Annotated in this window: 19 protein-coding genes; 11 read left to right on the top strand and 8 right to left on the bottom strand. The window is 43.5% G+C overall.

Annotated elements, in window-relative coordinates:
• Nucleotides 1-137: 137 nt before the first annotated feature.
• The 4 genes from AC1DV1_RS12370 to AC1DV1_RS12355 form a co-directional block, all read right to left on the bottom strand.
• The gene (locus AC1DV1_RS12370) at nucleotides 138-1,358 is read right to left on the bottom strand and encodes a family 8 glycosyl hydrolase (protein ID WP_477359448.1); all 1,221 of its coding nucleotides are present in this window, start codon (nucleotides 1,356-1,358) and stop codon (nucleotides 138-140) included.
• A gap of 91 nt (nucleotides 1,359-1,449) precedes the next feature.
• Complete coding sequence (locus AC1DV1_RS12365; protein WP_477359445.1) at nucleotides 1,450-3,015, bottom strand: glycosyltransferase family 39 protein; 1,566 nt, start codon at nucleotides 3,013-3,015, stop codon at nucleotides 1,450-1,452.
• Between the two features lie 179 nt (nucleotides 3,016-3,194).
• Complete coding sequence (gene murA / locus AC1DV1_RS12360) at nucleotides 3,195-4,502, bottom strand: UDP-N-acetylglucosamine 1-carboxyvinyltransferase (protein WP_147052225.1); 1,308 nt, start codon at nucleotides 4,500-4,502, stop codon at nucleotides 3,195-3,197.
• Between the two features lie 460 nt (nucleotides 4,503-4,962).
• The gene (locus tag AC1DV1_RS12355; RefSeq protein ID WP_477359442.1) at nucleotides 4,963-5,715 is read right to left on the bottom strand and encodes a DUF4290 domain-containing protein; all 753 of its coding nucleotides are present in this window, start codon (nucleotides 5,713-5,715) and stop codon (nucleotides 4,963-4,965) included.
• Nucleotides 5,716-6,084: 369 nt separating this feature from the next.
• Between AC1DV1_RS12355 and AC1DV1_RS12350 the strand changes: the two genes are divergently transcribed.
• From AC1DV1_RS12350 to AC1DV1_RS12300, 11 genes are all read left to right on the top strand, one after another.
• Nucleotides 6,085-7,194 (top strand): mandelate racemase/muconate lactonizing enzyme family protein, encoded by a 1,110-nt coding sequence (locus AC1DV1_RS12350; protein ID WP_477359439.1) that lies wholly within the window; start codon nucleotides 6,085-6,087, stop codon nucleotides 7,192-7,194.
• Nucleotides 7,195-7,361: 167 nt separating this feature from the next.
• Complete coding sequence (locus AC1DV1_RS12345) at nucleotides 7,362-7,826, top strand: N-acetyltransferase family protein (protein WP_477359436.1); 465 nt, start codon at nucleotides 7,362-7,364, stop codon at nucleotides 7,824-7,826.
• 680 nt (nucleotides 7,827-8,506) lie between these two features.
• The gene (locus AC1DV1_RS12340) at nucleotides 8,507-9,001 is read left to right on the top strand and encodes a hypothetical protein (RefSeq protein WP_477359433.1); all 495 of its coding nucleotides are present in this window, start codon (nucleotides 8,507-8,509) and stop codon (nucleotides 8,999-9,001) included.
• Between the two features lie 828 nt (nucleotides 9,002-9,829).
• Nucleotides 9,830-10,723 carry a helix-turn-helix domain-containing protein gene (locus tag AC1DV1_RS12335; protein ID WP_477359430.1) on the top strand — a complete coding sequence of 298 codons (894 nt, stop codon included), beginning with the start codon at nucleotides 9,830-9,832 and terminating at the stop codon, nucleotides 10,721-10,723.
• 119 nt (nucleotides 10,724-10,842) lie between these two features.
• Nucleotides 10,843-11,484, top strand: coding sequence for a hypothetical protein (locus tag AC1DV1_RS12330; RefSeq protein ID WP_477359426.1), 642 nt, complete (start codon nucleotides 10,843-10,845; stop codon nucleotides 11,482-11,484).
• 27 nt (nucleotides 11,485-11,511) lie between these two features.
• Nucleotides 11,512-12,843 (top strand): S41 family peptidase, encoded by a 1,332-nt coding sequence (locus AC1DV1_RS12325; RefSeq protein ID WP_477359423.1) that lies wholly within the window; start codon nucleotides 11,512-11,514, stop codon nucleotides 12,841-12,843.
• A 162-nt stretch (nucleotides 12,844-13,005) separates the two neighbouring features.
• Complete coding sequence (gene bla / locus AC1DV1_RS12320; protein ID WP_477359420.1) at nucleotides 13,006-14,379, top strand: class A beta-lactamase; 1,374 nt, start codon at nucleotides 13,006-13,008, stop codon at nucleotides 14,377-14,379.
• Between the two features lie 235 nt (nucleotides 14,380-14,614).
• Nucleotides 14,615-15,637, top strand: coding sequence for an LLM class flavin-dependent oxidoreductase (locus tag AC1DV1_RS12315; protein ID WP_477359732.1), 1,023 nt, complete (start codon nucleotides 14,615-14,617; stop codon nucleotides 15,635-15,637).
• A 331-nt stretch (nucleotides 15,638-15,968) separates the two neighbouring features.
• Entirely contained in the window at nucleotides 15,969-17,711 is a 1,743-nt protein-coding gene (locus tag AC1DV1_RS12310) for a sensor histidine kinase (RefSeq protein ID WP_477359417.1), read from the top strand.
• The gene (locus AC1DV1_RS12305; RefSeq protein ID WP_477359414.1) at nucleotides 17,708-18,466 is read left to right on the top strand and encodes a LytR/AlgR family response regulator transcription factor; all 759 of its coding nucleotides are present in this window, start codon (nucleotides 17,708-17,710) and stop codon (nucleotides 18,464-18,466) included. The genes AC1DV1_RS12310 and AC1DV1_RS12305 overlap by 4 nt, the downstream gene beginning before the upstream one ends.
• 12 nt (nucleotides 18,467-18,478) lie before the next feature.
• Nucleotides 18,479-20,005: a TlpA family protein disulfide reductase gene (locus AC1DV1_RS12300; RefSeq protein WP_477359410.1), complete on the top strand. Its 1,527-nt coding sequence runs from the start codon at nucleotides 18,479-18,481 to the stop codon at nucleotides 20,003-20,005.
• A 70-nt stretch (nucleotides 20,006-20,075) separates the two neighbouring features.
• Here AC1DV1_RS12300 and AC1DV1_RS12295 read toward each other — a convergent pair whose 3' ends face one another.
• The 4 genes from AC1DV1_RS12295 to AC1DV1_RS12280 form a co-directional block, all read right to left on the bottom strand.
• On the bottom strand, nucleotides 20,076-20,315 hold the full coding sequence (locus tag AC1DV1_RS12295) for a hypothetical protein (RefSeq protein ID WP_477359407.1): 240 nt from the start codon (nucleotides 20,313-20,315) through the stop codon (nucleotides 20,076-20,078).
• Between the two features lie 183 nt (nucleotides 20,316-20,498).
• Complete coding sequence (locus AC1DV1_RS12290; RefSeq protein WP_477359404.1) at nucleotides 20,499-21,038, bottom strand: hypothetical protein; 540 nt, start codon at nucleotides 21,036-21,038, stop codon at nucleotides 20,499-20,501.
• On the bottom strand, nucleotides 21,035-21,592 hold the full coding sequence (locus AC1DV1_RS12285) for a DUF1543 domain-containing protein (protein WP_477359401.1): 558 nt from the start codon (nucleotides 21,590-21,592) through the stop codon (nucleotides 21,035-21,037). The genes AC1DV1_RS12290 and AC1DV1_RS12285 overlap by 4 nt, the downstream gene beginning before the upstream one ends.
• Nucleotides 21,589-23,295, bottom strand: a complete 1,707-nt coding sequence (locus tag AC1DV1_RS12280; RefSeq protein WP_477359398.1) for an FAD/NAD(P)-binding protein — start codon at nucleotides 23,293-23,295, stop codon at nucleotides 21,589-21,591. The genes AC1DV1_RS12285 and AC1DV1_RS12280 overlap by 4 nt, the downstream gene beginning before the upstream one ends.
• Nucleotides 23,296-23,462 lie beyond the last annotated feature (167 nt).

The following is a 23,462-nucleotide window of genomic DNA, read 5'->3' as shown; positions in this document are numbered from 1 at the left end:
ATAGATGAAACATCAGTTTAGTGTTAACCATGAATAAATATTAAATTGTTGATTATCAGATTTTTGTACGGTGTTTTGCCTGAAATGTGTTAAGTTATGTTAACCCAATTTAGCTGCGGTTGCCCTGAGGCAAACAGCTAAACCTTCCAATAATTGCCGCTGAGTATAATCATATTTAACATTTTGATGCTGTTGTCGTAATAATCATAATCTTTTAGCTTAAAATGAAGCAGGTAATCCCAGGTGTGGTTTAGCCATTGCTGGTTTTTGCTATCAATCATCGCAGCAACGGTAAAGGGCGCGATAAAGCTCAACGCTTCGAAATGACGGGTAGGCAGGTCATTACCGGCCAATGTGTAGCCGGCAGATATATTATCGGGATTATCGCTGCTTGTCGACCTGATCCAGTGGTTAATTTTGGATGTTATTACTTTAGCTCTTTCATCTCCATATAACAAATAATCGGCCGCTACGCGCCAGGGTACACGGCAGGCATTATAGTTATAACAGCCGTCATACTTCGATTCCAGGTACATAGGCCTGGCGGGATGTGGGTTTTTGTTTACCTGCTGTATAAAGTCGGGCACCAGGCCTGCATCCGGGCTGTATTTTTGCTGCATCCGGGTAAAAAGGCGATAGGTATTGTTGGTTACTTTATCCCAGCTTGCGTCGCCGGTTACCGCTCTGAATGCTTTAAAGTGCGATGGCATAAAATCGGATGTACGGGTATCAAAATAATCCTCGCTGTCGGCTTCAACATCATTGCCGAGCAGAATGGTAAACTGCTGCCGGTTAATTTCATACTTCATGATATCGGCTATCAGCAATTTGGCTGCCTTTAAATAGTTATTGTTGCCCCGGCTGCCCCATTGCTTATCGGCGAGTAATAGTGAATAGGCAATGTCCATATCGCCGTCTGTTGCCGAGGAGCGATCGGTACTAACACCTTTTTTATCTTGCGCCCAGGCCATCAGGTATTGTCCCTTCCGCGCAGGATGCAATTGATAATATCTGAACAATGCATCATAAACGGGCTTTGCAGATTGATCGGCCCCGGCCATCAGGGCAACTATGATCATGCCATAGCCCTGTCCTTCAGATACACATTGTTTATTGCCCGGCCTTTCAAACCAGATATAGCTTTGGCTTTTATCAGCCGCCTGTTTTACATAGCGGTTTTTCCATTGCCAATAAAAGTTAACCGTGTTGTTGTCAAGGCTTTTTTGGTTTAGGTGATTGAGCAGGATAGCACCTTTTGTATAAGTGGTATGCTGCGGGAAGGGTTTTGATGCTGATTGCGCCCTTAAACCATTGCAGGTAAGCAATATCAGCAGTAATGTATTTCCTGTTTTTAGCATAGCCTGTAGTAAAGATACCTATCAATGTTGGGTGTGCCAATGCCAGGTAAAAAACCTTTAGCATTTCACCCTTTACCTTTCGCCTAAACGGCTATTCCATCCTCTTCCTGATCAGCTCCTTCCGGTATCTTTCCTTTAGCGGGAACTTGATGTCTGTAAGCAGGTAAATGCCGGTGCCTTTTTCTCGGGCGAGGTAGTATTCCACTTCGCCTATTTTTTTGTACGAGCCTATCATGTTACCAGCCACAAACTGCCGAATGTTTTCGCCGCCGTTATCATCCACATAAATCATGTATTTGCAGTTAAGCGTATCGGGCGCCCAAAGCGTAAAACTGCTGTTAAGGGATACTACATCGGGATAGTTATATTGTTTGCGGTAGTGGTGCAATGCGCCGGCCTCGCCATAGTTATCGGCGTATACAATGGTTTGTTTTTGTTGTTCGGGAGTAAGGCTATTGTAAGCTACACCAACTTTTTGGGCCATTTCATCCCAGCCAAGCATGTCGGCATAATCTTGCGTGGTGGCGTGTAACTTTTGGTCTTCCCAGGTCATGGCAAACCTGAAGGGGGGCAGGTTTTTGCCGGTAAACCTAAAAAACGCCAGTGTTTGTTGCAACGGTAAAATGGGCAGTACCAAAGGCAGCAACAGCATATTTGGAATGGTAAAACAGGCAATAGTTAAAGTACGCAAAGCATAACCGCTTGTTTTTAACCATCGTTCAAACCCAAAGCCGCCTGCAGCAAACAGCATAGGATAGGCCCCGAACAGGTAATAGTTTTTACCGTCCATCTCCAGTAAAAAAATGAATATCAGTACGTAAGCAATGGCCAGAAACTGGAAATTACGCAGCTTGAACGAAAAGATTAAAAATACGAAACCAGTGAGCCAAACAAACAAAGCAATACCATGAACCGTGAGTTGCTGTTTGATAAAGTCGCCGGTAGTAATATAATCAAGTTGTTCCTCGCGCAGGGCTTTCATGTGGGTTATCACCGGGAAATGGTGCGTTACCTGCCATATAAAGTTGGGCAGAAATATGAGCATCGCCAAAGCCATTGCGCCCAATATGTGCCGGTTAAACAATAGCTTACGCTGCTTGCTGATGAGCACTCCTATGATAAGCGCTATGGTAAAAAACAACATGGTATATTTGGTAAGCATACCAAAGCCAACAGTCATACCCAGCCAGTATAAATATCTTACATCGGTTGTGTTGAGGTACTTAATAAACAGCCAAACCGTTAAAACCCACCAAAACTGGTCAAACACAACGGGCTGAAAAAGATAATCGCTCGCAGCAAATGCCGGCGAAAATATCAGGGTGAGGCAGGCCAGGGTAATGGCAAACCTGCGGCCCCCAAATTCAACTACAATACGGCCAGCGAACCAGATAATGAGCCCTGCAAATATGGTGGGGAAGATGCGCGCGGCAAAAACCGAGTTGCCAAATAAGGTAACAGTTAGCTTGGCCAACAGTGCGATAAACGGCGGTACTTCCTTATACCCCCAATCCAGATGATCGGCCAGTACAAGGTGCAAAAACTCATCGCGGTGAAAGCCGAAGTGCCCAATGGCAAACAGATTTAAAATGACCTTTATAAATACAAAAATCAATATGAAATAAACGTACGTCGACTTCCGGTTTCTGTAGGGCATGTTCTGGAGCTTAAGGCTGAAAGCAAAAAAGCCGAAAGCTTTATGCTGGAGGGTAAAGATAATTCTTTACCGGTAAAAAGCAAAAAGGGGCAAAGAGTGGTAAAAGGAGAAAGGTTAAAGGCGAAAGGTTGGAAAACTGTTTGCAGCTACCTTTTACCTTTCGCCTTTTACCTTTAAACCTAAATACGCGTTATATCTGCGCCTAATGCTTTTAAACGGGTATCAATGTGCTGATAACCACGCTCAATTTGTTCAATATTGTAAATGGTTGATTTGCCTTGTGCCGATAACGCTGCAATCAGCAGGGAAACCCCGGCGCGGATATCGGGAGAGGTCATGCTAATGCCGCGTAATTGAACCTGCTTATCCAGACCAATAACAGTAGCACGGTGCGGGTCGCAAAGGATGATCTGGGCACCCATATCCAATAGTTTATCTACGAAGAACAAACGGCTCTCAAACATTTTTTGGTGGATTAAAACCGATCCTTTGGCCTGTATTGCCACTACCAATACGATGCTCAGCAGGTCGGGGGTAAAGCCGGGCCATGGGGCATCGGCAATGGTCATGATAGAGCCATCGATGAAGGTTTCAATTTCATAGTGATCCTGTGCAGGGATGTAAATATCGTCTCCGCGCAACTCTAACTTGATACCCAGGCGTTTAAATACATCTGGGATCATGCCTAACTCTTTGTAATGTACATCTTTGATAGTAATCTCAGATCCCGTCATTGCAGCCAGGCCGATAAATGAGCCAATCTCGATCATATCCGGCAGCAAGCGGTGGTCGGTGCCACCTAATTTGGTAACGCCCTCAATAGTAAGCAGGTTTGAGCCTATGCCGCTGATTTTTGCACCCATGCGGTTAAGCATTTTGCAAAGCTGCTGCAGGTATGGTTCGCAGGCTGCATTGTAAATAGTGGTGGTGCCTTTGGCGAGCACGGCAGTCATCACAATGTTGGCGGTGCCGGTTACAGATGCCTCATCCAAAAGGATATAGGTACCTTGCAGGTTGGATGCATCTACATTGAAAAAGCCGTCTTCCGGGTTATAATCAAAGCGGGCACCCAACTTCTCGAAGCCTAGAAAGTGCGTATCCAGCCTCCTGCGGCCTATTTTGTCGCCGCCGGGTTTGGGGATGGATGCCTTGCCGAAACGCGCCAGCAGTGGCCCCACAATCATAATAGAGCCCCTTAAGCCGCCACCCTTGGTTTTAAAAGCCTCCGACTGGAAAAAATCCTGGTCGATATCTTTGGCGATGAAAGTATAAGTTGATTCGTCAGTTTTTTCGGTGATAACGCCCATATCGCCCAGTAGCTCAATGAGTTTGTTAACATCCTTAATATCAGGTATGTTGCTGATGGTGACTTTCTCTTCGGTAAGCAGTACTGCCGAAATTACCTGTAGGGCTTCGTTTTTGGCCCCTTGAGGGGTAATTTCACCTTTTAGCGGTTTTCCGCCGTTTATCACAAATGCGTTAGTCATGGGTGTTTATAATTGATAGGTCAAATGCTTCAAATGTTGTGAACACCCGAAAGTGTTAAATGTGTTTTTATATCCGGCAAAGATTATAATTTTTCCTGATTGTTCATTAGTTCATTGGTTCATTAGTTCATTGGTCTTTCGCGGCGAATTTGGGGGTTTTGTTGGTGTTAAACTTTTTAAACAGGTTTTTTTGTGGCCAAAAACGTAATAAATGCGTAAAAAACTGCTAATAATACACTATTAATGAGCTAAAGATTTGTACAAATACTACAAAAAGATACTACTTTTTTTAATTTAAAAAGTTAGCAAAACAAACAACCCCATTCTTTTTTACAAAGAACAGGGTTGCAGTATTTATCGCAATAATTAACCGGTGCATCAACCACCGATTGTAAAAATTATCGCCCCAAAAAAATCACCAGACAAGACCAATGAACTAATGAACCAGTGAATCAATAAACTAATATTTTTTAGCGCCCTGGTTACGGTTACGGTTGTTTTGGTTATTGTTGCGCGGGCCGTTGTTATTTTGGTTATTGTTGGTACGGCCACCGCCACCACCGCCGCGGTTGTTGTTATTGTTGTTTTGCTGGTTGTTACGGCCGCGGTTGTTATTGTTGGTGCTTTGCTGGTTATTGTTAGGTCTAAACTCAACACGGTTAAGGTTAACGTTTTCATCCAGTTTTAGGGTGCCGCCAGATAAGGCGTACAAATCGGCAATAATGCTTTCGTCGGTAACAGAATCTTTGTTCCATTGCACATAGGCCATTTTCATAAAATTGGCTATGGCCTGTACCATGTGGCGTTTGCGCTCGGGCTCATCAATGGCTTTGGCTTTTTCAATCATCAGCTCAATGGTTTTGCCATAGTGCTTGTATTTAATGCGCTGGTGCGGGTAACGCAGTGGCTGTGGTTTCAGATGAATAGCCTCAGGTGTCGGTTTGGGGTAGGGGGCATCTACATCAATCTGGTAGTCAGATATAATGTGCAGGTGATCCCAAAGTTTGTGTTTAAAATCGGCCACATCGCGCAGGTGCGGGTTTAAAAAACCCATCAGGTCAATTACCACCTGTGCGTAGCGGTTACGTTCTTCTTTAGTGGGCAGCGCAATAATGTACTTAACCATGTTTTGTACGTTGCGGCCGTATTCTGTCAGGATTAATTTATTCCTGGTTGAATTATAGTCAAATATAGGCGTGTTGTCTTGTGCCATGCAATTAATAATGTTTTTAAGAAAGTTTTAAGTTAGCCATGCGTCTTTTCCCTGTGTAACAAGGGCCCAGGAGGCTAAAATTGAATTGTATTTGAATAGTAGTAACGCAAATATAACATTATAGTTATATAATGTGCAAATAAAAAAAGCAGCCTCACCCAAACCCTCTCCAAAGGAGAGGGCTTAAAAAAGAATAGTTCCGGAATCGCCGATGGCTTGAAAAATCGTAATTTGCGACTACATAGCCACCTGTCATGCTGAGGTACGAAGCATCTGTTAACCACCAAGCATGGCCAACCTGCAAAGTTCGGGAATAGATGCTTCGTACCTCAGCATGACAGGTGGGCAGAGAAAAGAAATACCGTTTCCATGCAACACAAACTATTAATTACCCATATTGATATTTATCGATTTAGCATCCCCATGGAGCCATTCACCATTGCTACCGGCACTATGGATGCTGCGCAGAATGTGTTTATCCGGGTGCATACCGATGCCGGTTTTTACGGGGTGGGCGAGTGCTCGGCCTTCCCCATGATTGTGGGCGAAACRCAGGAAACCTGCCTGGTTATGGCTAAAGATTTTGCCCGGCTGTGGATAGGGAAGAACCCGCTCGACATTCCCGCCCGTATGCAGCAGTTGCATAGCGCCGCCGCCGGTAACACCACCATTAAAAGTGCTTTTGACATTGCCCTGCATGATATTGCCGCCAAAAATGCCGGTTTGCCGCTGTACCGGTTTTTAGGCGGAGAAAAGCGCGTGGTAGAATCGGACATTACCATCGGTATTGACAGCCCGCCTACCATGGCTATGAAAGCTTTGTATTTTAAGGCTTCGGGTGCAAACATCCTGAAGGTGAAACTGGGCAAAAATGCGGCCGCCGATGTGGAACGGGTTAAACAGATCCGCGAAGCGGTTGGCCCCGAAATGCGTATCCGTATTGATGCCAACCAGGGCTGGAGCTTTGACGATGCCGTTTTTGCCCTGCAGGCCATGGGAGAGTACAACGTTGAGTTTTGCGAACAGCCGATGCGCACCTGGTACGATGATCGGCTGCCCGAACTGATGCAGCTATCGCCCGTAAAAATTATGGCCGACGAAAGCGTATACAACCGCCACGACGCCCGCAAACAGATCAACAGYGGCAGCTGCCACTACATCAACATCAAAATGGCCAAATCGGGCGGAATTCTGGAGGCTAAAGCCATCCACGACGAGGCTCAATCAAAAGGCATTGCCTGTATGATGGGCGGGATGCTGGAAAGCCGTATAGCCCTGAGCGCCAAACTGCATTTTGTATACGCCAGCCCCAACGTCAAATTTTATGATATGGACACCTGCATGCTGGGCCACCTGGTTGATCCCTGCGTAGGTGGTGTTACTTATGACGGCTATAAATTGAATATTGACGATGCGATAGGCATTGGCGCCGATGCTGATGAGGAGTTTTTGAAGGGCTGTGAGCATTTTAGGGTGTAATAGAATATCATTAACCCGAAATGCAGAAGTTAAAGTAATATCGAATAATGAATTTTGAATATCGAACGCCGAAGTTTTTCGGTTCATTATTCGACATTGGACATTCGGTGTTCGATATTATATCTTTCTAAATTTCTTATACTTAACAAAACTAAACATCCCACCCCATGCAAATCCGCCCAGCCACCCTCAACGATATCCCAACCCTGCTGCAATTTGAGCAGGGCGTTATCACCGCCGAGCGCCCCTTCGATCCAACCCTGGTGCCCGGCGCTATCAAATATTACGACCTGGAAATGTTTATAACCTCGCCCGATGTGGAACTGTTAGTTGCCGAACTCGACGGCCAGCTCGTAGGCAGCGGCTACGTCCGCATTAAACAAAGCGAAAAAATTTATTTTGATTTTGAACGCTTTGCCTACCTTGGCTTTATGTACGTTTTGCCGCAACACAGGGGCAAAGGCATCAATAAGCTCATCATCGACAAGCTAAAGGAATGGGTCAAAGCACAAGGCCTCACCGAACTGCGCCTTCAGGTTTATGCCGGTAACGAGGGCGCGGTACGGGCTTATGAAAAAGTTGGGTTTGGGAAGCATATGGTGGAGATGCGGATGGGGTTGGAGGCGGAATAAATGCACGACCGCTATTTGAAGTCGAAGATTTCGAATTGCGGAGGCATAAACACTGTTATCCCAGCTTATTCTTATAAATAAAAAGATATGGAACATCAATGTTATCATGTAGGATGGTGCCCTTATTGTGATCAGGGGTGGATTGACATTCAAAAAAATGCGTTGGACAATAGGCTTTTTCTATTATGCGATGAATGTGATACTATATGGCGAGATCCCGAATATCTAATACTGGGCGAACCGACAGTTCCGCGAATTCAAATTAAAATAAATGAAGCTCCCTCTTTAAAGGAAATTGAAGACGTCGGCTGGGATAAATTTCTAATCTCCATTGATGACTTATGAGTCGCATAAAGGAAACCCGGTGCTGTTCATTAGAGAACAAAGGGTTTTTAACTAAAGCAAATTAACTACTAAAAACTTTAGTTCGTTACCAATTGTTTATATATTTGATAGAGAAGAGGGTTGCCGACCATTTTCTTTCGCATTTATTAAATATAAAAGAATGTTATGGCAGAGTTAAAACGTTATACTGATTTTGCTGCTTTGAAGTTGGCTCCAAAGCCCAACCCAAAATCAAACATTATTGATTCCGAGAAAGTCAAAGAGTTGGAAAAGTTTTTCGAATTATTGAGAAGCAATTTGTTGATAAAAAAGACATTATAACATGACGCGGGGTTATGGAAAATGAATTGATTGCCGACCTTGTTAAGGTTTGCAAAGTGCTCCAAAATTATGGCATTGAATATCTAATTGTCGGAGGGACTGCAGTTGCATTACATGGGTATTTCCGAATTACGATGGATAGCAATGGAATACCCAATGAAAAACATGATCTTGATATTTGGTATAATCCTACCTATGGAAATTACTTCAACCTTTTAAAAGCGCTGAAAGAGTTAGGTCTTGACACTGCTCCATACGAACAAGAAATTGCTCCCACCCCCAAAAAATCTTACTTCAAATTTGAAGCAGACAGCTTTTCCTTCGATTTTCTCCCCGAGTTATTGAGTTTAAAAAAGTTTGGGATCGCCTTTGCAAAAAGGGAGACTGTGGGGCTGGAAGGCACACAGATTTGTTTCATCAGCTATGAAGACCTGATAAATGAAAAACAGGAAAGTGGCAGATCAAAAGATATAATTGATATAGAGCAACTGAAAATCAGAAAGTCGTAAACTACAGGTTGAATAAATGAAACTCAGTTGGCAAAAAAAAAGCTGTCCAAAGTCTCTGACTTTGGTCGGTTATGCCTGTAGTCTCCAGACTACAGGATGCAGTGAAGTTATCGTTAATGAAGTAGCTGTTTTTGAAGTGTTCCGCTGTTTGCGGGGGACTCGCACAGCGGAGCACTACAGCAGGGGTATTCATGATGCTACCAATATGGTCGTGGACAATTTCATTCCCGCTTCTAATAAATCAGTGGTCAGCCCCCATTTAGCGCAAGGTTGTGTGGCTGCATGCGGGAGGGGGCGCTTGTGACTTTTGTACCATCCCAACACACAAAACAAAACCGCTAAAAAAACATTTTATATAATCCTTTACCCCACTTTAGCGCAAGTGTTGTGCGGCTGCATGCAGGAAGATCACTTGTGACTTTTGTAACTTAATCACTTAGTAAAACACAAGACATCCGCCACTCAACACACAAAGCAAAACCGCTAAAAAAACAATTTATATAGAATACTTTACCCAACGGGACTAATTCGTAAATTCACTTTTTAATTAGCAAATTAATATTGAGCGTACTACCTATCATCGGAAATTTTTTGCTTTTGTGCCTCACATTTCAGGGCCTGGTACTTTCGGTAATATTATTTTACTCTTCAAAAAAAATTAAAAGCAACAAGTGGCTGGCGGCTGTAATCTTCTTACTGTCGTATTCTACGTTGACAGCTGTAATCCTAAATTCTGGTATCCCCAATAAATATCCATGGGTGTATTTTGTGATACCGCAGCTCAGGTTAGCATTAGGCCCGTTACTTTATTTTTATACGCGAAGTCTTTTGTCAGAAAAGCAACAGCTAAGCAGGAAGGATAGATTTCATTTTGCGCCGTTATTATTTGAAATGGGGCCGCAAGTTGCCTTTATCTTTCATTTTTTCAGGCTGCTATCCGTTCCGGCTATCAGAAGCTGGTACCAGCCATTTGAAACCTGGGTAATGAATTTTGAAGCGGGTAGTTCGGCCACGCTGCCATTTTTCTTTTCTTTCCTCATTTACTTAGGCTTATCCCTTAAAATGGTAAGGTCAGCCGATAATCAGCAACTTTCGGGCTTTAAGCTTAAAGATGTTCGTTGGCTAAAAACATTGATAGTTGTTTTGTTTCTCATTGTGGCCATATGGTTAATTACCATTATCCTGAATTATTTGCCGGTACCACAGCTGGTTTACCCGGTAAGGTTTGTAATGGCCTTACTGGCAATTGGGTTTGCCTACTGGTTAGGAATGGCCGCTTATGCCCGCCAGGCCAAAATGTCGGTAGATGATTTGGTGGAGTATCATAAAATACCCGCAAAAGCTTACTTTGCGGAGGATGAAATAGAGAGGTACCAAACCCAACTTTTGGGGTTAATGGAAACAGATAGGCTGTACCTTAACCCGGCGTTAAAACTCGATGTTTTGTCGGCAAAAATGGCTTTGCCAGAAAAGCAACTTTCCAATTTGCTTAACCAGCACCTTGGTAAAAGCTTTAACGACTTTATTAACGAATACCGGGTGATGGAAGCCCGAAAGAAATTAGCTGATGCCTCACTCTCCAAATTTACTATTGCTGCCATCGCCTTCGATTGCGGCTTCAACTCATTGGCAACTTTTCAACGCTGCTTCAAACAATTTACCGGCGTAACACCCAGTGGCTATCAAAAGGATTTAAACGTTACGTTGTCGCCCGTTAAATGATACTCAAATCCCGATTTGAGTAGGTGAAAAATAGTAAAGTGACTTGTTTTGTGCAAGCAGTGCTTTTTTAAAGCCGCTGCATTAATCCAAATTTTAACCATTTATTCACTTTACAAATCATGAATAATTTTAAACTATCGTCGTCACTACTTTTATTATTTATTTGTTTAACTGTGTTTGAGGCAAACGGGGCAAGCTGTCGTAACCTACAAGATGCATTTTCGGCCTATACCGGTAAATACCAGGCGCAACAACCGGGGCAAACTGTTTTTGCAGATGTGTATGTTGAAAAAGGAAAGTTAACGGCCAAATCTACCACCGGGCAGGTGTTGACTTTAGACCATGTAGGCGGAGACGATTTTAAAATAACCAGCCAAAATTTACCCGTTAAATTTATCAGGGATAAGAATAACAAKGTATTTGAAATAAAGGTAAACGGCAGCGTTGCCTGGACAAGGGCAGATAATAATTTTAAAACCTTAACAACCGAGAAAACATCATTTAACGCAAACGGCTTTTTGGGCAAATATCAAATAACAGTCAATGGCCAGGTGCTTAAAATAGAGGTTTCCTTAAAAAACGGAGCCTTATACGCAACGCAATTGTGGGATGGCGGAGCCAGCACATTGGATTTTGTTTCTGCCGATCACTTTAATGTTTCTGCATTGAGTATGCCGCTAGGTTTTATCAGGGATAAGCATAACCAGGTTGTACAATTGTTGCTTAATAACCACGATTTGTTTACCAAAACGCTAAACTAAACTTTACTGCACGCTCAACTTTTATTTATGTTATTCAAAAAGGTTTTTTGCTTGCTCTTCGTATCGTGCCTGTTACCTAAATTGCTGTACGGCCAGGTTAACAGAACCGCATTACCACCTACCGTTGAAGCAGCTGTTATTGACAACTTAGCCGGTATACTAACTTCCAACTATATTTTTCCGGATACTGCCGCCCGAATGGTATCGCGGATTAGGAAAATATATGCTGCAGGCGGCTATAATCAAATTGCTGACCTTGCCGGTTTTGCCCGGCAACTGACCACAGACCTGCGCGCTGTTTACAGAGATAAACACCTTAATGTGGTATACCAGCCTCCGTTACAAAATGGGGTACCATACACTTCATATATAGAGGAAGCTGCAAAAAGGATGAAGATAGCGGAACAAAACAGGCAACAGAATTATGGCTTATCAAAAGCAGAAATATTGAGCGGCAATATTGGTTACCTCGCTTTAAATGTTTTTTTTGATTTGAACGAACCGTCAAAACGTGCCGTTAACAGCGCATTTGATTTTCTGATAAATACAAATGCACTCATTATTGATCTGAGGCTTAACGGTGGCGGGCAGGCCGATATGGTTAAGTATATCAGTAGTTTGTTTTTTAAAGAACCGACCCACATCAATGATTTTTATATAAAACGGACAAATGAATTCTACCAAACCTGGACAGAGCCACGGCCCCAGTCAGATATATGGTTTGCCAAACCAATTTATATTATAGTAAGTGGGTATACAGCATCCGCCGCCGAAGAATTTGCTTACGATATGCAGTGTTTACACCGGGCAATAATAATAGGCGAGGTAACAGCGGGAGCTGCACATCCCATGCAAATTATTGATATCGGTAACGGGCTTTCAGCTCATATTCCTTTTGCCAGGCCTATCAACCCTGTAACAAAAACTAATTGGGAAGCTTGCGGCGTAAAACCGGATGTGATGGTAAATGCGAATTTTGCTTTGGATGCGGCAATAGGGATTTTTTACAAACAACAGATTAATTTGGTTGATACGTTAATAGCCAATAATGCAAGGTGGATGTATCGTATTTTTAAAGCCAAACTTAATCCCTATAAAATGAGGGCGGGCGAACTTAAAAGGTTCATAGGTAAGTACGGAGTCAATGAAATTTCAATAATCAAAGGGCACCTGTTTTATAAGGCGGCTGATGGTTATACAACCGGGATAAGCCCCATGTCTGCAACAACATTTACCCTTGATGCCAGCCTTGATAACAGGCAAATGATTTTTTATAAAAATACCAAACGCAAACCCTATAAAATGTGTTTGAATTTCGACGGAAATTTATCCGAAGCATACTACGGGAGCCTATTTTAGTTTTGTGCGGCTGACTGCAGGATGTAATTCGAGATCTTATAGTCCGACCAAATTCGTCGTAAACCCTCATACCTAAAAGCGCTTTAAGTTCAATATCTGGACAGCGGGGGATAGTCAATCCTATTGAAAACCTATATTTGCCGATAATATATTATAAAGCAAATGCATCATTGCAAATCATACTCCGCGGCTTTTCTGTTGCTGTTATTTTCTATAATTGCTCCTGCACAGGATCTGAACCACCACCGCCTGCGGGCCGAAATAACACGACTAACAAAATCATCGTCTGGTAAAATCGGCGTTTCTATCAAATTACTTGAAAATAATGATACCCTCGGCTTTAATGATGCACAGCATTATCCAATGCAAAGTGTTTTTAAATTTCCAATCGCCGTGAGTTTACTGCGCGCTGTTGACAGGGGCGATATCAGCCTTGATCAAAAAGTGCTGATCACCAAAGCAGAGCTGCTTAAAACCGTAAGCGCACTACAGGAAAAATATCCCGAAGGCAATGTTAAAGTTTCCGTTAGAGAGATACTAACCGATATGGTCACCCTTAGCGACAATAATGCTTGTGATATTTTAATGAAGCTTTTAGGAGGCCCCCAAAAAATTACAAACGATATACATGCCATAGGAGTGAGCGGGTTACAGATTAAAGGCAATGAAGCCGACATGCAGGCCGATTGGGGGCTTCAATACAAAAGCTGGTCAACGCCATCGGCCCAGGTGCAATTGTTGGGTCTAATTTTCAGACAAGCAGTACTTTCAAAAAAAAGTAACGATTTGTTGATGCGACTTATGTTATCAACCTATGTAGCGCCTGGTCGCATCAGGGCCGGGCTGCCAAAGGGGACACCGCTTGCGCACAGGAGCGGTACATCGGGCACTAACGAACAAGGTTTGTCGCCGGCTACAAACGATGTGGGCATTATCACGTTGCCTGATAGCAAACACCTGGCTATCGCCATTTTTTTAATGGATTCTTATAGCGACGCCAAGAAAAGGGATTTGCTGATCGCAGATATTGCCAAAGCAGCTTATGATGAATTTTTCCCTGGCGTAGCCCAATTGAAAAAATACCGGGAAAGCGTTTTGAAACAAGGAACCTCAAACTTAAAATCCGATTCGGATATACGGGAACACTACCGCACGCTGGTCGCGCTCGACTCCGCTTTTTACCATATTGCTCCCGACAGCCTTACCCGGTCGCAAATGGCGAATCACTACAACAGCCTTGCCTGGTACAGCATTGTTACCCAAAAACTCGATAACGTAAAAAACTACCTGGATCAAAGTTTAAAATTTGAACCAGGCTATGTATATCCACAAGCTAATTTGCCCCTGCTACTATTATTACAAGGCCACTATCCCGAGGCAGAGGCCCTTTATTTGAAATACAAAGACCAGCCCTTTGATAAAACCCATGCAACCTATAAAGAAGAATTTCTGGAGGATTTTGGAGAATTAAAAAAGGTGGGACTTGTAAATGAGGACATCGAAAAGATCACCCGGCTGCTCAGTTCAAAAAACTAAGCAGCCTTGCCACCCCTCAACGTATCATTTGATCTGAAAAATGTAAAAAGTTTTGGGTAAACAGGAATAGTGGTTAGATACACGGATAATCGATAAGCCATGATGGTTATCCGGGTTGCCGAGAGCTATTTACAGCACATTATCCGCCAATCTCATACCAACTCATTATTACCAACCCGTGACCTCCGCCCACCACCCGTTTACTTACATTTGCAGGTAAATAATCGAATTAATGATGAAGAAAATAGGATTTTTATCATTCGGGCATTGGTCCAACCATCCTGCGTACCAGGCGCGTACCGCCAGTGATAATTTGCTGCAGTCTATCGACCTGGCTGTTGCCGCGGAAGAAATTGGGTTGGACGGGGCCTATTTCCGGGTTCATCATTTTGCGCGGCAGTTGGCATCGCCGTTTCCGCTGCTTTCGGCCATTGGGGCAAAAACCAGCAAAATTGAGATTGGGACTGGCGTTATCGATATGCGCTATGAAAACCCAATGTATATGGTAGAAGATGCCGGCGCTGCCGACCTGATCTCGGGCGGGCGCTTGCAATTGGGTATCAGTCGCGGTTCGCCCGAGCAGGTGATTGAGGGCTGGCGTTATTTTGGTTACGAGCCTGCTGCCGGGGAAAATGATGCAGATATGGGACGAAAAAAGGCGCTGGACTTTTTGGATAAATTAAAAGGAGAGGGGTTTGCACAGCCTAACCCTTACCCGATGTTCCCGAACCCGCCGGGTTTGTTACGCCTGGAGCCACATTCGGAAGGATTGCGGGAACGCATCTGGTGGGGTGCTGCATCAAACGCAACCGCCGTTTGGGCTGCCGAGAACGGCATGCACCTGCAAAGTTCGACCCTGAAATTTGACGAAAGCGGCAAGCCTTTCCATATCCAGCAGGCAGAACAGATCAGGCTATATAAAGAAGCCTGGAAAAATGCCGGGCACCAACACGAAGCAAGGGTATCGGTAAGCCGGTCTATTTTTGCATTGGTAACCGAGCAGGACAGGCTTTACTTTGGTCAGCAGGGAAAAGGTGCCGATAGTTTTGGTTACATCGAAGCGGATAAACGTGCAGTCTTCGGTAAAAGCTACGCAGCCGAGCCCGACCAGCTCATCAAAGAACTGGCCCAGGACGAAGCGATACAAGAAGCGGATACCTTGCTGCTTACCATACCGAACACGCTGGGCGTTGAGTACAATGTTCATGTGCTATCGGCCATTTTAGAACACGTTGCCCCGGCATTGGGTTGGCGATGAAGAAAGTTATGAGTATTGGGAAGAAAAAGCAGGGCAATGTGCGATTCCTTCCCTTGGGAAGGGGAGGTAGGGGTTAATGAGGCGTTTAGGTTCGTCGCGCGGTGAAACCCCTCCCTGCCTTTGCGCTCATTTTCGGCCGCACCCCTCCCGTTGGGAGGGAATAAAAAAAATCTACCGGATACCTATCGATAGATCCCCACCAACGCCAAATAACCAGCCGCAAAACCACTACATACCACCCAATTCAAAATAACACCTGCCATATTCAAATCGGCGTATCTTAACCATGGTTTAAAAGCTTTACTTTGGTTTATAAAATCAAACGGAGCTGATGCGTGGTATCATCATATTTATATTTTTTGGTTTCCTGGGGCTTTGCTGCCAGGCGCAAAAGCCGGTAATGTACCTGGATAGTATCAACCCGGTGATTCGATACGATAGTCATGGCGACTCTATCCGAAAGTATTTTTCTTTTACATTTTTTAATTATCAAAGCTTTCACCCTAAAAATAAAAAGGTGGTGCTTACCGCATTTTACTCCAATAAACTGGCGGTAAACTATCGCCAGGCTATACAAAAAATACCCCGGTTAAAAGAATACGACAACTCCAGGTCGCAAGCTTATCTCCAAATGGTAGACGGCTACGCCGGCAAATATGCCATCCCTATTTTTGATTCGTCGGGAATAGTTATAACTGTTAACGGCATCAACCCGCAAAACGTAAACGAATTTCAATTCAGGGTTATAGAGGATAAGCAGAAAGTGGTATTACCATGGACAAAGCCAAAGTTGTTTTGCAAAGCCTACCTGATGACTCAAATTGCCGAACCCGACAAGATAGATGAGCTATCTGCATATTTAGGCCAATTTAAAGAAGCCTATGGCAAAGCGCTTACCTTCCAGGTACGCAGGATTAATGCGCCCGACAGTATTGAATCTTCGATCTCGGCGTATTGGGTAAAATGGCAGCCAAGGGTTGTAGGCGTATTCACATTTTCGCAGCTTCCCGATTTTTTGAGTCTTTTTAAAAAGCAATGGAGAAGTCCAATTGAAGACCCTAATCAAAGCGATTGGAGTAAAGACACCGTTTTGTTAAAGTTGAAAAAAGACTTCCGGTACAACGAAAATAACCTGATTTTTTATTTAGATGACATTATTAAATCAAGAAGTATCATTGAATATAACCTGGTGAACGGCAGGGACAGCACCGGCTGGGCGGTTAATGATTTTGATTTTAACTTAGTTTGGCTCAAAAACCTGTCGCCCGGGCATTACCAGTTAAAAATACGTTACAGTGTACAGCGTAATAATATTTGCAGCTATGCATTTACCGTAACGGCGGCCTGGTATCAAACGGTATGGGCAAAAGTAGCCTTAAGTTTGCTTGGTGTATTGGCCGTGGGGTTTGTGCTGTTACTGTGGCGATCAAGGAAGCAGGCGGCAAAACTTAAAGAAGAAAGTACCTTAAAGCAATTGGTACAAACCGAACTCAGGTCCATACGGTCGCAATTTAACCCGCATTTTGTGTTTAATGCCCTTAGCTCCATACAAGGCCTCATCACCAAAAACGATTCGCAGAATGCATCGAAGTATTTAATTGAGTTTAGCAACCTAATGCGCGATTCACTAAAAGCCAGTGACCGGGAATTTGTAAATATTTTTACCGAAATAAAGATACTGGAGAATTACCTGGCACTCGAAAAACTGCGGTTTGGCTTCAATTATCAAATTAAAGTGAGCGGGGAGATTGATGCCAGTGCCATTGAAATACCAGCTTTGTTTTTACAACCCCTGGTAGAGAATGCGGTAAAGCATGGTATATCGGCCCTGCAGCAAAATGGGCAACTCATTGTACTGTTTGAGAAATTGGATAACGACATGGTGGTTAGCGTAAATGATAATGGCAAAGGTTTTAACCCTGATGACAACGCTAACGGCTTTGGCCTTCAGCTAACCAAAGAGCGCATAAAATTATTAAACCAGACATTGAACGGGCAGCACATCGAATTTTTGGTAAAAAGGACGGATAAGGTAACCCAGGTAATTATCAATTTTAAAAATTGGCTTATATGATACGAGCGGTAATTATTGACGACGAAAAAAACAATATCGAAAATATTGTGCACCTGTTAAGAAAGTATGAGCTGCCGGTAACAGTTGTGGGCACAGCCACCAATGCCGATGACGGCGTTAGTTTAATTACGGCAAGCAATCCCGATTTGTTGTTCTTAGATATCCAGATGCCCGATAAGAACGGTTTTGAAGTGCTTAAGGCTGTGYCGCACCACCAGTTTGAAGTTGTTTTTGTTACCGCCTTTGATAATTACGGAATACAGGCCGTCAAATTTTCGGCTATAGATTATTTGCTGAAGCCGATAGATCCGGAAGAGTTAAAAGCATCGGTAAACAAGGTAGAGGCTAAGCTGATGCAAAAGAAGGCCAACCTGCAGCTTGAAAACTTAATGGAATTTATAAAGGATAAGGACGCGAAAAAGGAACACAAACTGGCCCTCTCTTCAACCAAGGAGATCAGGTTTGTACATACCGGGGATATCATCCGCTGCGAATCATCAAATGCTTACACCCAGTTCTTTTTATCGGATGGAACAAATATCATGGTATCAAAACCAATTTTTGAATACGAGGAATTATTAAGCAGTTACGATTTTATCCGGTGCCATCAATCGCACCTGGTGAATATAAAATTTATCAAAAGCTTACTCAAGGAAGATTCGGGCTATTTGTTAATGGATGATAATACCCGCATCCCCATCTCCAGGAACAAAAAAGAGAACGTAATAAAACGCTTACACACTATAAAAAAATAAAAAAATCATATCATGAAAAACCTATTACTGGCAGCATTAATGTGCTGCAGCAGCTACTTAAGTGCCCAAAATTTACCTGCTATTGCCATCGAGGATAAAAAAATGGACGCCTATCTCACCAACAGGAAACCGGCAACATTAACCGTGCAAATAAAAAACCTGCCGGATAGTGTTAAAAAATTAAATATCAAATATACCCTTGTACAACTTGGCGGAAGTATCCAGGCTACTAAATATGCAGAAACAAATGCCGCCGGCCTGGTAAAAATAATTCTTGACGGGAATTTACCTTACCAGCAAATATGGTTAGCTGCGGGCAACTACCTATATGCTGGGATATATGTGGATAAAGGGCTTACTGTAACGGTAGACGCGCAGAAAGTACCCAAAGACGGCGCGTATATGATAGGCGAGGGGGTAACCTATTCTGGTTACGATGGGGAATTAAACACGGTGATGAACAAAAAAGTATTGTTTAAAAAGAATGAAAGGGAGGGTTTGGTTGATAATCTGCGGGCCATATGTAATTCAAGAAAAAAATATGCCGCAGATGCCTTCACTTGTAAAACCGATTCTGTTTTAAAGCTATTGAAAAGTATAGATAGCGAATTTATTACCGGTTACCCTAAATACGGCTGGGCTGTTAACAATGAAACCTTGTCGGAGTTTTACGGCGAAATTTGTATCGCCTATTGGAATGACACTATGCCCGGCGAGGTTATTAAACAAATAAATGCCCATCAGCCTTTTTTTACAAGTAACGATGGTGTGATGTTTTACAAGTACCTGGGTATTTATACCGTGGCTAACAAGCGCTTTAAAAAAGAATTGGCGCTTAACGGCACCTTGATGCTGTTTGATAGTTTATATACGCGGCAGCGATCAGACCTTTTAAAACTATTCCTTTTAGAATCAGAGAAAGATAATTATGCCCGCAGTTACCCCATTATCATCAACAGTATCAAAACAGCATGGTGCAAAAAAATCGCTGCGGACGAAATGACTAAGGTTGATGCTAACCAAAAGAGAATAGACAGTGTTTTAGCTTTATCAACAAAATTAGAAAAGGCGGATATTGGTACCCCGCTAATGCGGCTACCTTTTGATGCCGGCTTATACCAGTTAGATACCGTTGCAAACATCGATAACTTTATCTTAAACCTAAAGTCAAAATTCCCAAACAAGGCACTTATTATTGATTTTTGGGCTACCTGGTGTGCCCCATGCATAGCCGATATGCCGTTCAGCAAAAGTTTGCACGAAAAAAATAAAGACCTGCCTGTTGAATACATCTATCTGTGTACCACCAGCAGTTCAAGTGTTGATATATGGAAAAACAGGATAGGAGAGATGCAGATACCCGGTACGCATATTTACGTGAATGATAAAATCATCGCTAGGCTAAAAACTGTGCTTAATGCAGAAGGGGGATTCCCAACTTACGTGGTTATTGACGTTAATGGCAAAGTAAACAAGTCAAAAATTACCAGGATGGAGGCTTTGGACAGGGCAAGCTTAAAAAAGACTGTGGGACTTTAATTGATAACAAGCCGAAAATTTAACCACGCTGCCCGGTGTATTCAACCCTGGTGCAGCGTGGTTATTTAATTTAAGCCTGTTGATGATGTACAATATCGGCCAGTTCGCCTATATCTGTTTTGTGTTTTTTCTTGCCCTGTCGTTTATTCGCCAGGTAATCTTGTGCATGTTGGTGCCGGTAAGCTTCTGCCTCGGCGGCGCGTTTGCCACGCAAATAAAACCAAATGCCCGCGCCTGCGGCTAGTGTGCCGGTAATAGCCGCAGCAATCAAAAGGCCTGTATAATCTTGTTGTTTAAATGGGTTTTTCATAGCATGGTGTTTATGGGTTAACAATACCCGGTATAATTAGTTGTAATTTTATTTAAAAAGATAATTTTACTTGGTTTGTTAATTTGTAATTAAAGTGGGCAGTGTCCGAGCTGGCCTGTGGCTGAAATAGGACACGTCAACCGGAAGTGCTGCTGTGATCGCAGCAACACCGATGCAGAAATTTCAGGCAGTAACAAGCTCTTTATCAATTATATATAAAAGATGCTGGCGTAAGCCTTCATCTCCACCTGTCATTTCCGCCACAAGCAGTCGTTTTTTTTGCAGGTATTTCTTTGGCTTTTTTCGGCCATGTTGCAGCAGCCAGCCAATATTGTAGATGAGGTCGGCGTATTTAACGGTTTGCGCTGTAGGGCTTATGGTGGCCAATCTAACGGCTTCTTTTTCTTTGCGTATGGTTTTGGTTAATTCCGGGTAGGCTTTTTTGGTGAAAACATTAGTAAGGTGTATAGCACCTGTAGTAATAAAGGCAGCATCCTCGCCGGCGTAACCAAAGCCCTCCAGTGCCGCCTGCAATTGCTGTGCAGTTGTTTCTGTCTTTTCTATTAAATCATGGCATAAGCCTATCTCGTATCCCAGGGGAGTTACGGCAGCCATTTGGGCAACTGCCGTCAAATGGTTAATGTAGGGCTCGGTTGTGCGTTTTATAAGTTGCCCCTTATGCTGTTGTTTTACCCAGGTAAGTAATTTGTTTTCGCGACTCATTTGATTTTATCAAGTTTAAAATAACCTAAATGGACCTCGTCTTCAGGTAAACCGGCCCCGTTGCCAAATACTATCCTGTATTGGGCTTTTATGGCGGGGGATATCAGGTCATCAATTTGGTATACGTTATCTACATCAACACCGTATTTTTCGTCGATATGCGCGGTAGCAACGCCCTTTAACGAGTTTGTTTTAAAGAACAGGCTTTTCTTTGCCGCCTGCACCGCTTTTAGCCGGTCGGGCTGAACGGTGAGTACGGTATAGTGTTGTTCTTCCAGTTTTCCGGAGGTATAACCGCCAAGGTTTAAAAAGAATAATTTATTGACTGAGCCCGGGGTGGCATCATCTGTGCCAACGATGCGCACAGAATAATCATCTACCTTAGTTACTTCGCGCCAGCCGTCAATGTGCAGGCTGCCGCCGGCTTCGGGCCAAAAGGCTTTCACATCGGGCACCAGCGCTGCCAGGTTTTCGGCAATGCCAAAAAAATAATCATGCTGTTCAACTACTCGTCCGGGTGCTTCGGCTCCTAACAATAACAAATAAAGCTTCATGCCATTAACCGTTCAATAATGGTACCAGAAGCCTCCTCGCTAAAATCCAATCCAGAATAGTCCGGGTTATATCCGCCGATGTATGGCACCGCCATCATGTATATCCGGTCGTTATAAGCCCCGTAGGCATCTACTACCTGGAACTGATCATTAATGGCAATGCCTGCAACCGTAAGGTAATAATCGCCATTACTGTCCTGGCTTACCGGTTTACCTTCATTTAAAGCTTTAAGCCCTTCCCCCGCACTGCTGAATTTAAGTTTGGCGGGGCTCACCGTACGGTGGTCCAACAAACTTTTGAAAGGAAAATCTTTAAAAGCCAGGTGCGGCTGGCCTACGCAATCAACATAGGTGTTAAAATGTACGGCCTGTTCAACGCCTGATTCATCGGTATAATGATAAATGGCGCCGCCACGTTCATCAGGTTCTACCTCGCTGTCGTCGCCTACGGGAATCAGCTCCAATACGCCGGCCTGGTGTAGCGCCAATAATTCTTCGCTTGAACTTTGGGGGATATAAGCTATCACAATTGATATAAGCGGGGTTAACGAATTTTGAAGCCTTTGCATGTCTTCGGCCGAAAGATGTTTTGCCGGATAATTTAAGGCAAAGCTTAGCACGCCCAGCATCTCTTTCCAGTAAACAGATTCCTTCCGTTTGATTGATTTTTCCGCTTCGGCATATTCGGCTTTTAACAGCTGGAATGGATCAAGTCGTTCGCGCAGTTCCATCATTGCGGCTACAAATTCCTCCAGCCGCATGTGTTTAATTTGCTGGTAAAACTCCGGTTGCTTTGCTTGTATGGGCAGTTTAAAATCCCGCTCGAAGATATAATCTAAGGATAAAAAACCGTTATTAGCTTTAATGTGCGCCTTAATCTCATCTTTGCTTAGCAGGCTGTCATTTGCCAGGTGCGACTCTTCGAGGTGAAAACGAACCGCGGGCAACATGCCATTGCGCGTGTGCAGCACCATTTTAAAACCAGCACTTTGGTCCAATACTTTATAATGCAATTTGCCGCTTTGCTCTTTATCAAAAACTCCGTTATGGCGGGCCAAGGTCCTGATTGCATCTACCGCGGTGAGTGATGAGCCTTTGATGGCAACAGCGTGGTTAAGCTGTAGACCCAGCTTAGCAGGCGGGTAGGGCGAATCGAAATAGTTAGGAACATTGCCCTCATGTTTACGGGGCCAATTATGCCCGGTACAAATAACAACGTGGTCAAATTCAAATTGGTCCTGCCCATCTGCCTCTACCAAAATTGTCCCTTTTTCGGGCTGGTCTATAATATCGGTTACGTTGCTGTTATAATGAACGGCGTATTCAATACCAATTTCCCGCGCCTTTTTTTGAAGCAGATCAAACTGCGCGGTTAAATATTGGCCAAACAACAAGCGTGGCAGCACTTTGTATTCGTTAAAACGGCCGGCATCCATGTGGTATTTATCCAGCGTATCTTTCGGAACGTTTTTAACCCAGTCGTTTAACGAAGTAACCAGCGGCGGAATTTCATTTCCGGATACGTTGGTTATGTGCTCGTCATTAGCGCCTTCGGCACTGTAAGGCATTCCGGCACCTAATTTCTTTTTGCGCTCAAATATGGTTACCTCAATATCTATATTGCTGGTTTCTACCAGTCTTTTAAACATAAAGAGCCCGCTTGGGCCACCGCCAATAATGGCTATTCGTTTTTTATTTCTCAAGTTGATGGTGTAGCGATGATGTGTATAAGCAAATAAAAGTTAGCTGAGAATTGTTTTTGCCGGCTGAAAAATTGACGAGACTGCGTTAAGGTTAAGCAAATGGTAAATAACTGTAAACGGGCATACAACAACAGGCGTCAATAATAAAGCAGACCGAACCCGGCCTG

The sequence above is a fragment of the Mucilaginibacter sp. P4_D1 genome (assembly GCF_056401935.1).
Note: the sequence above shows the minus strand (reverse complement) of the source record. Positions and strands in the feature narration are given on the sequence as shown.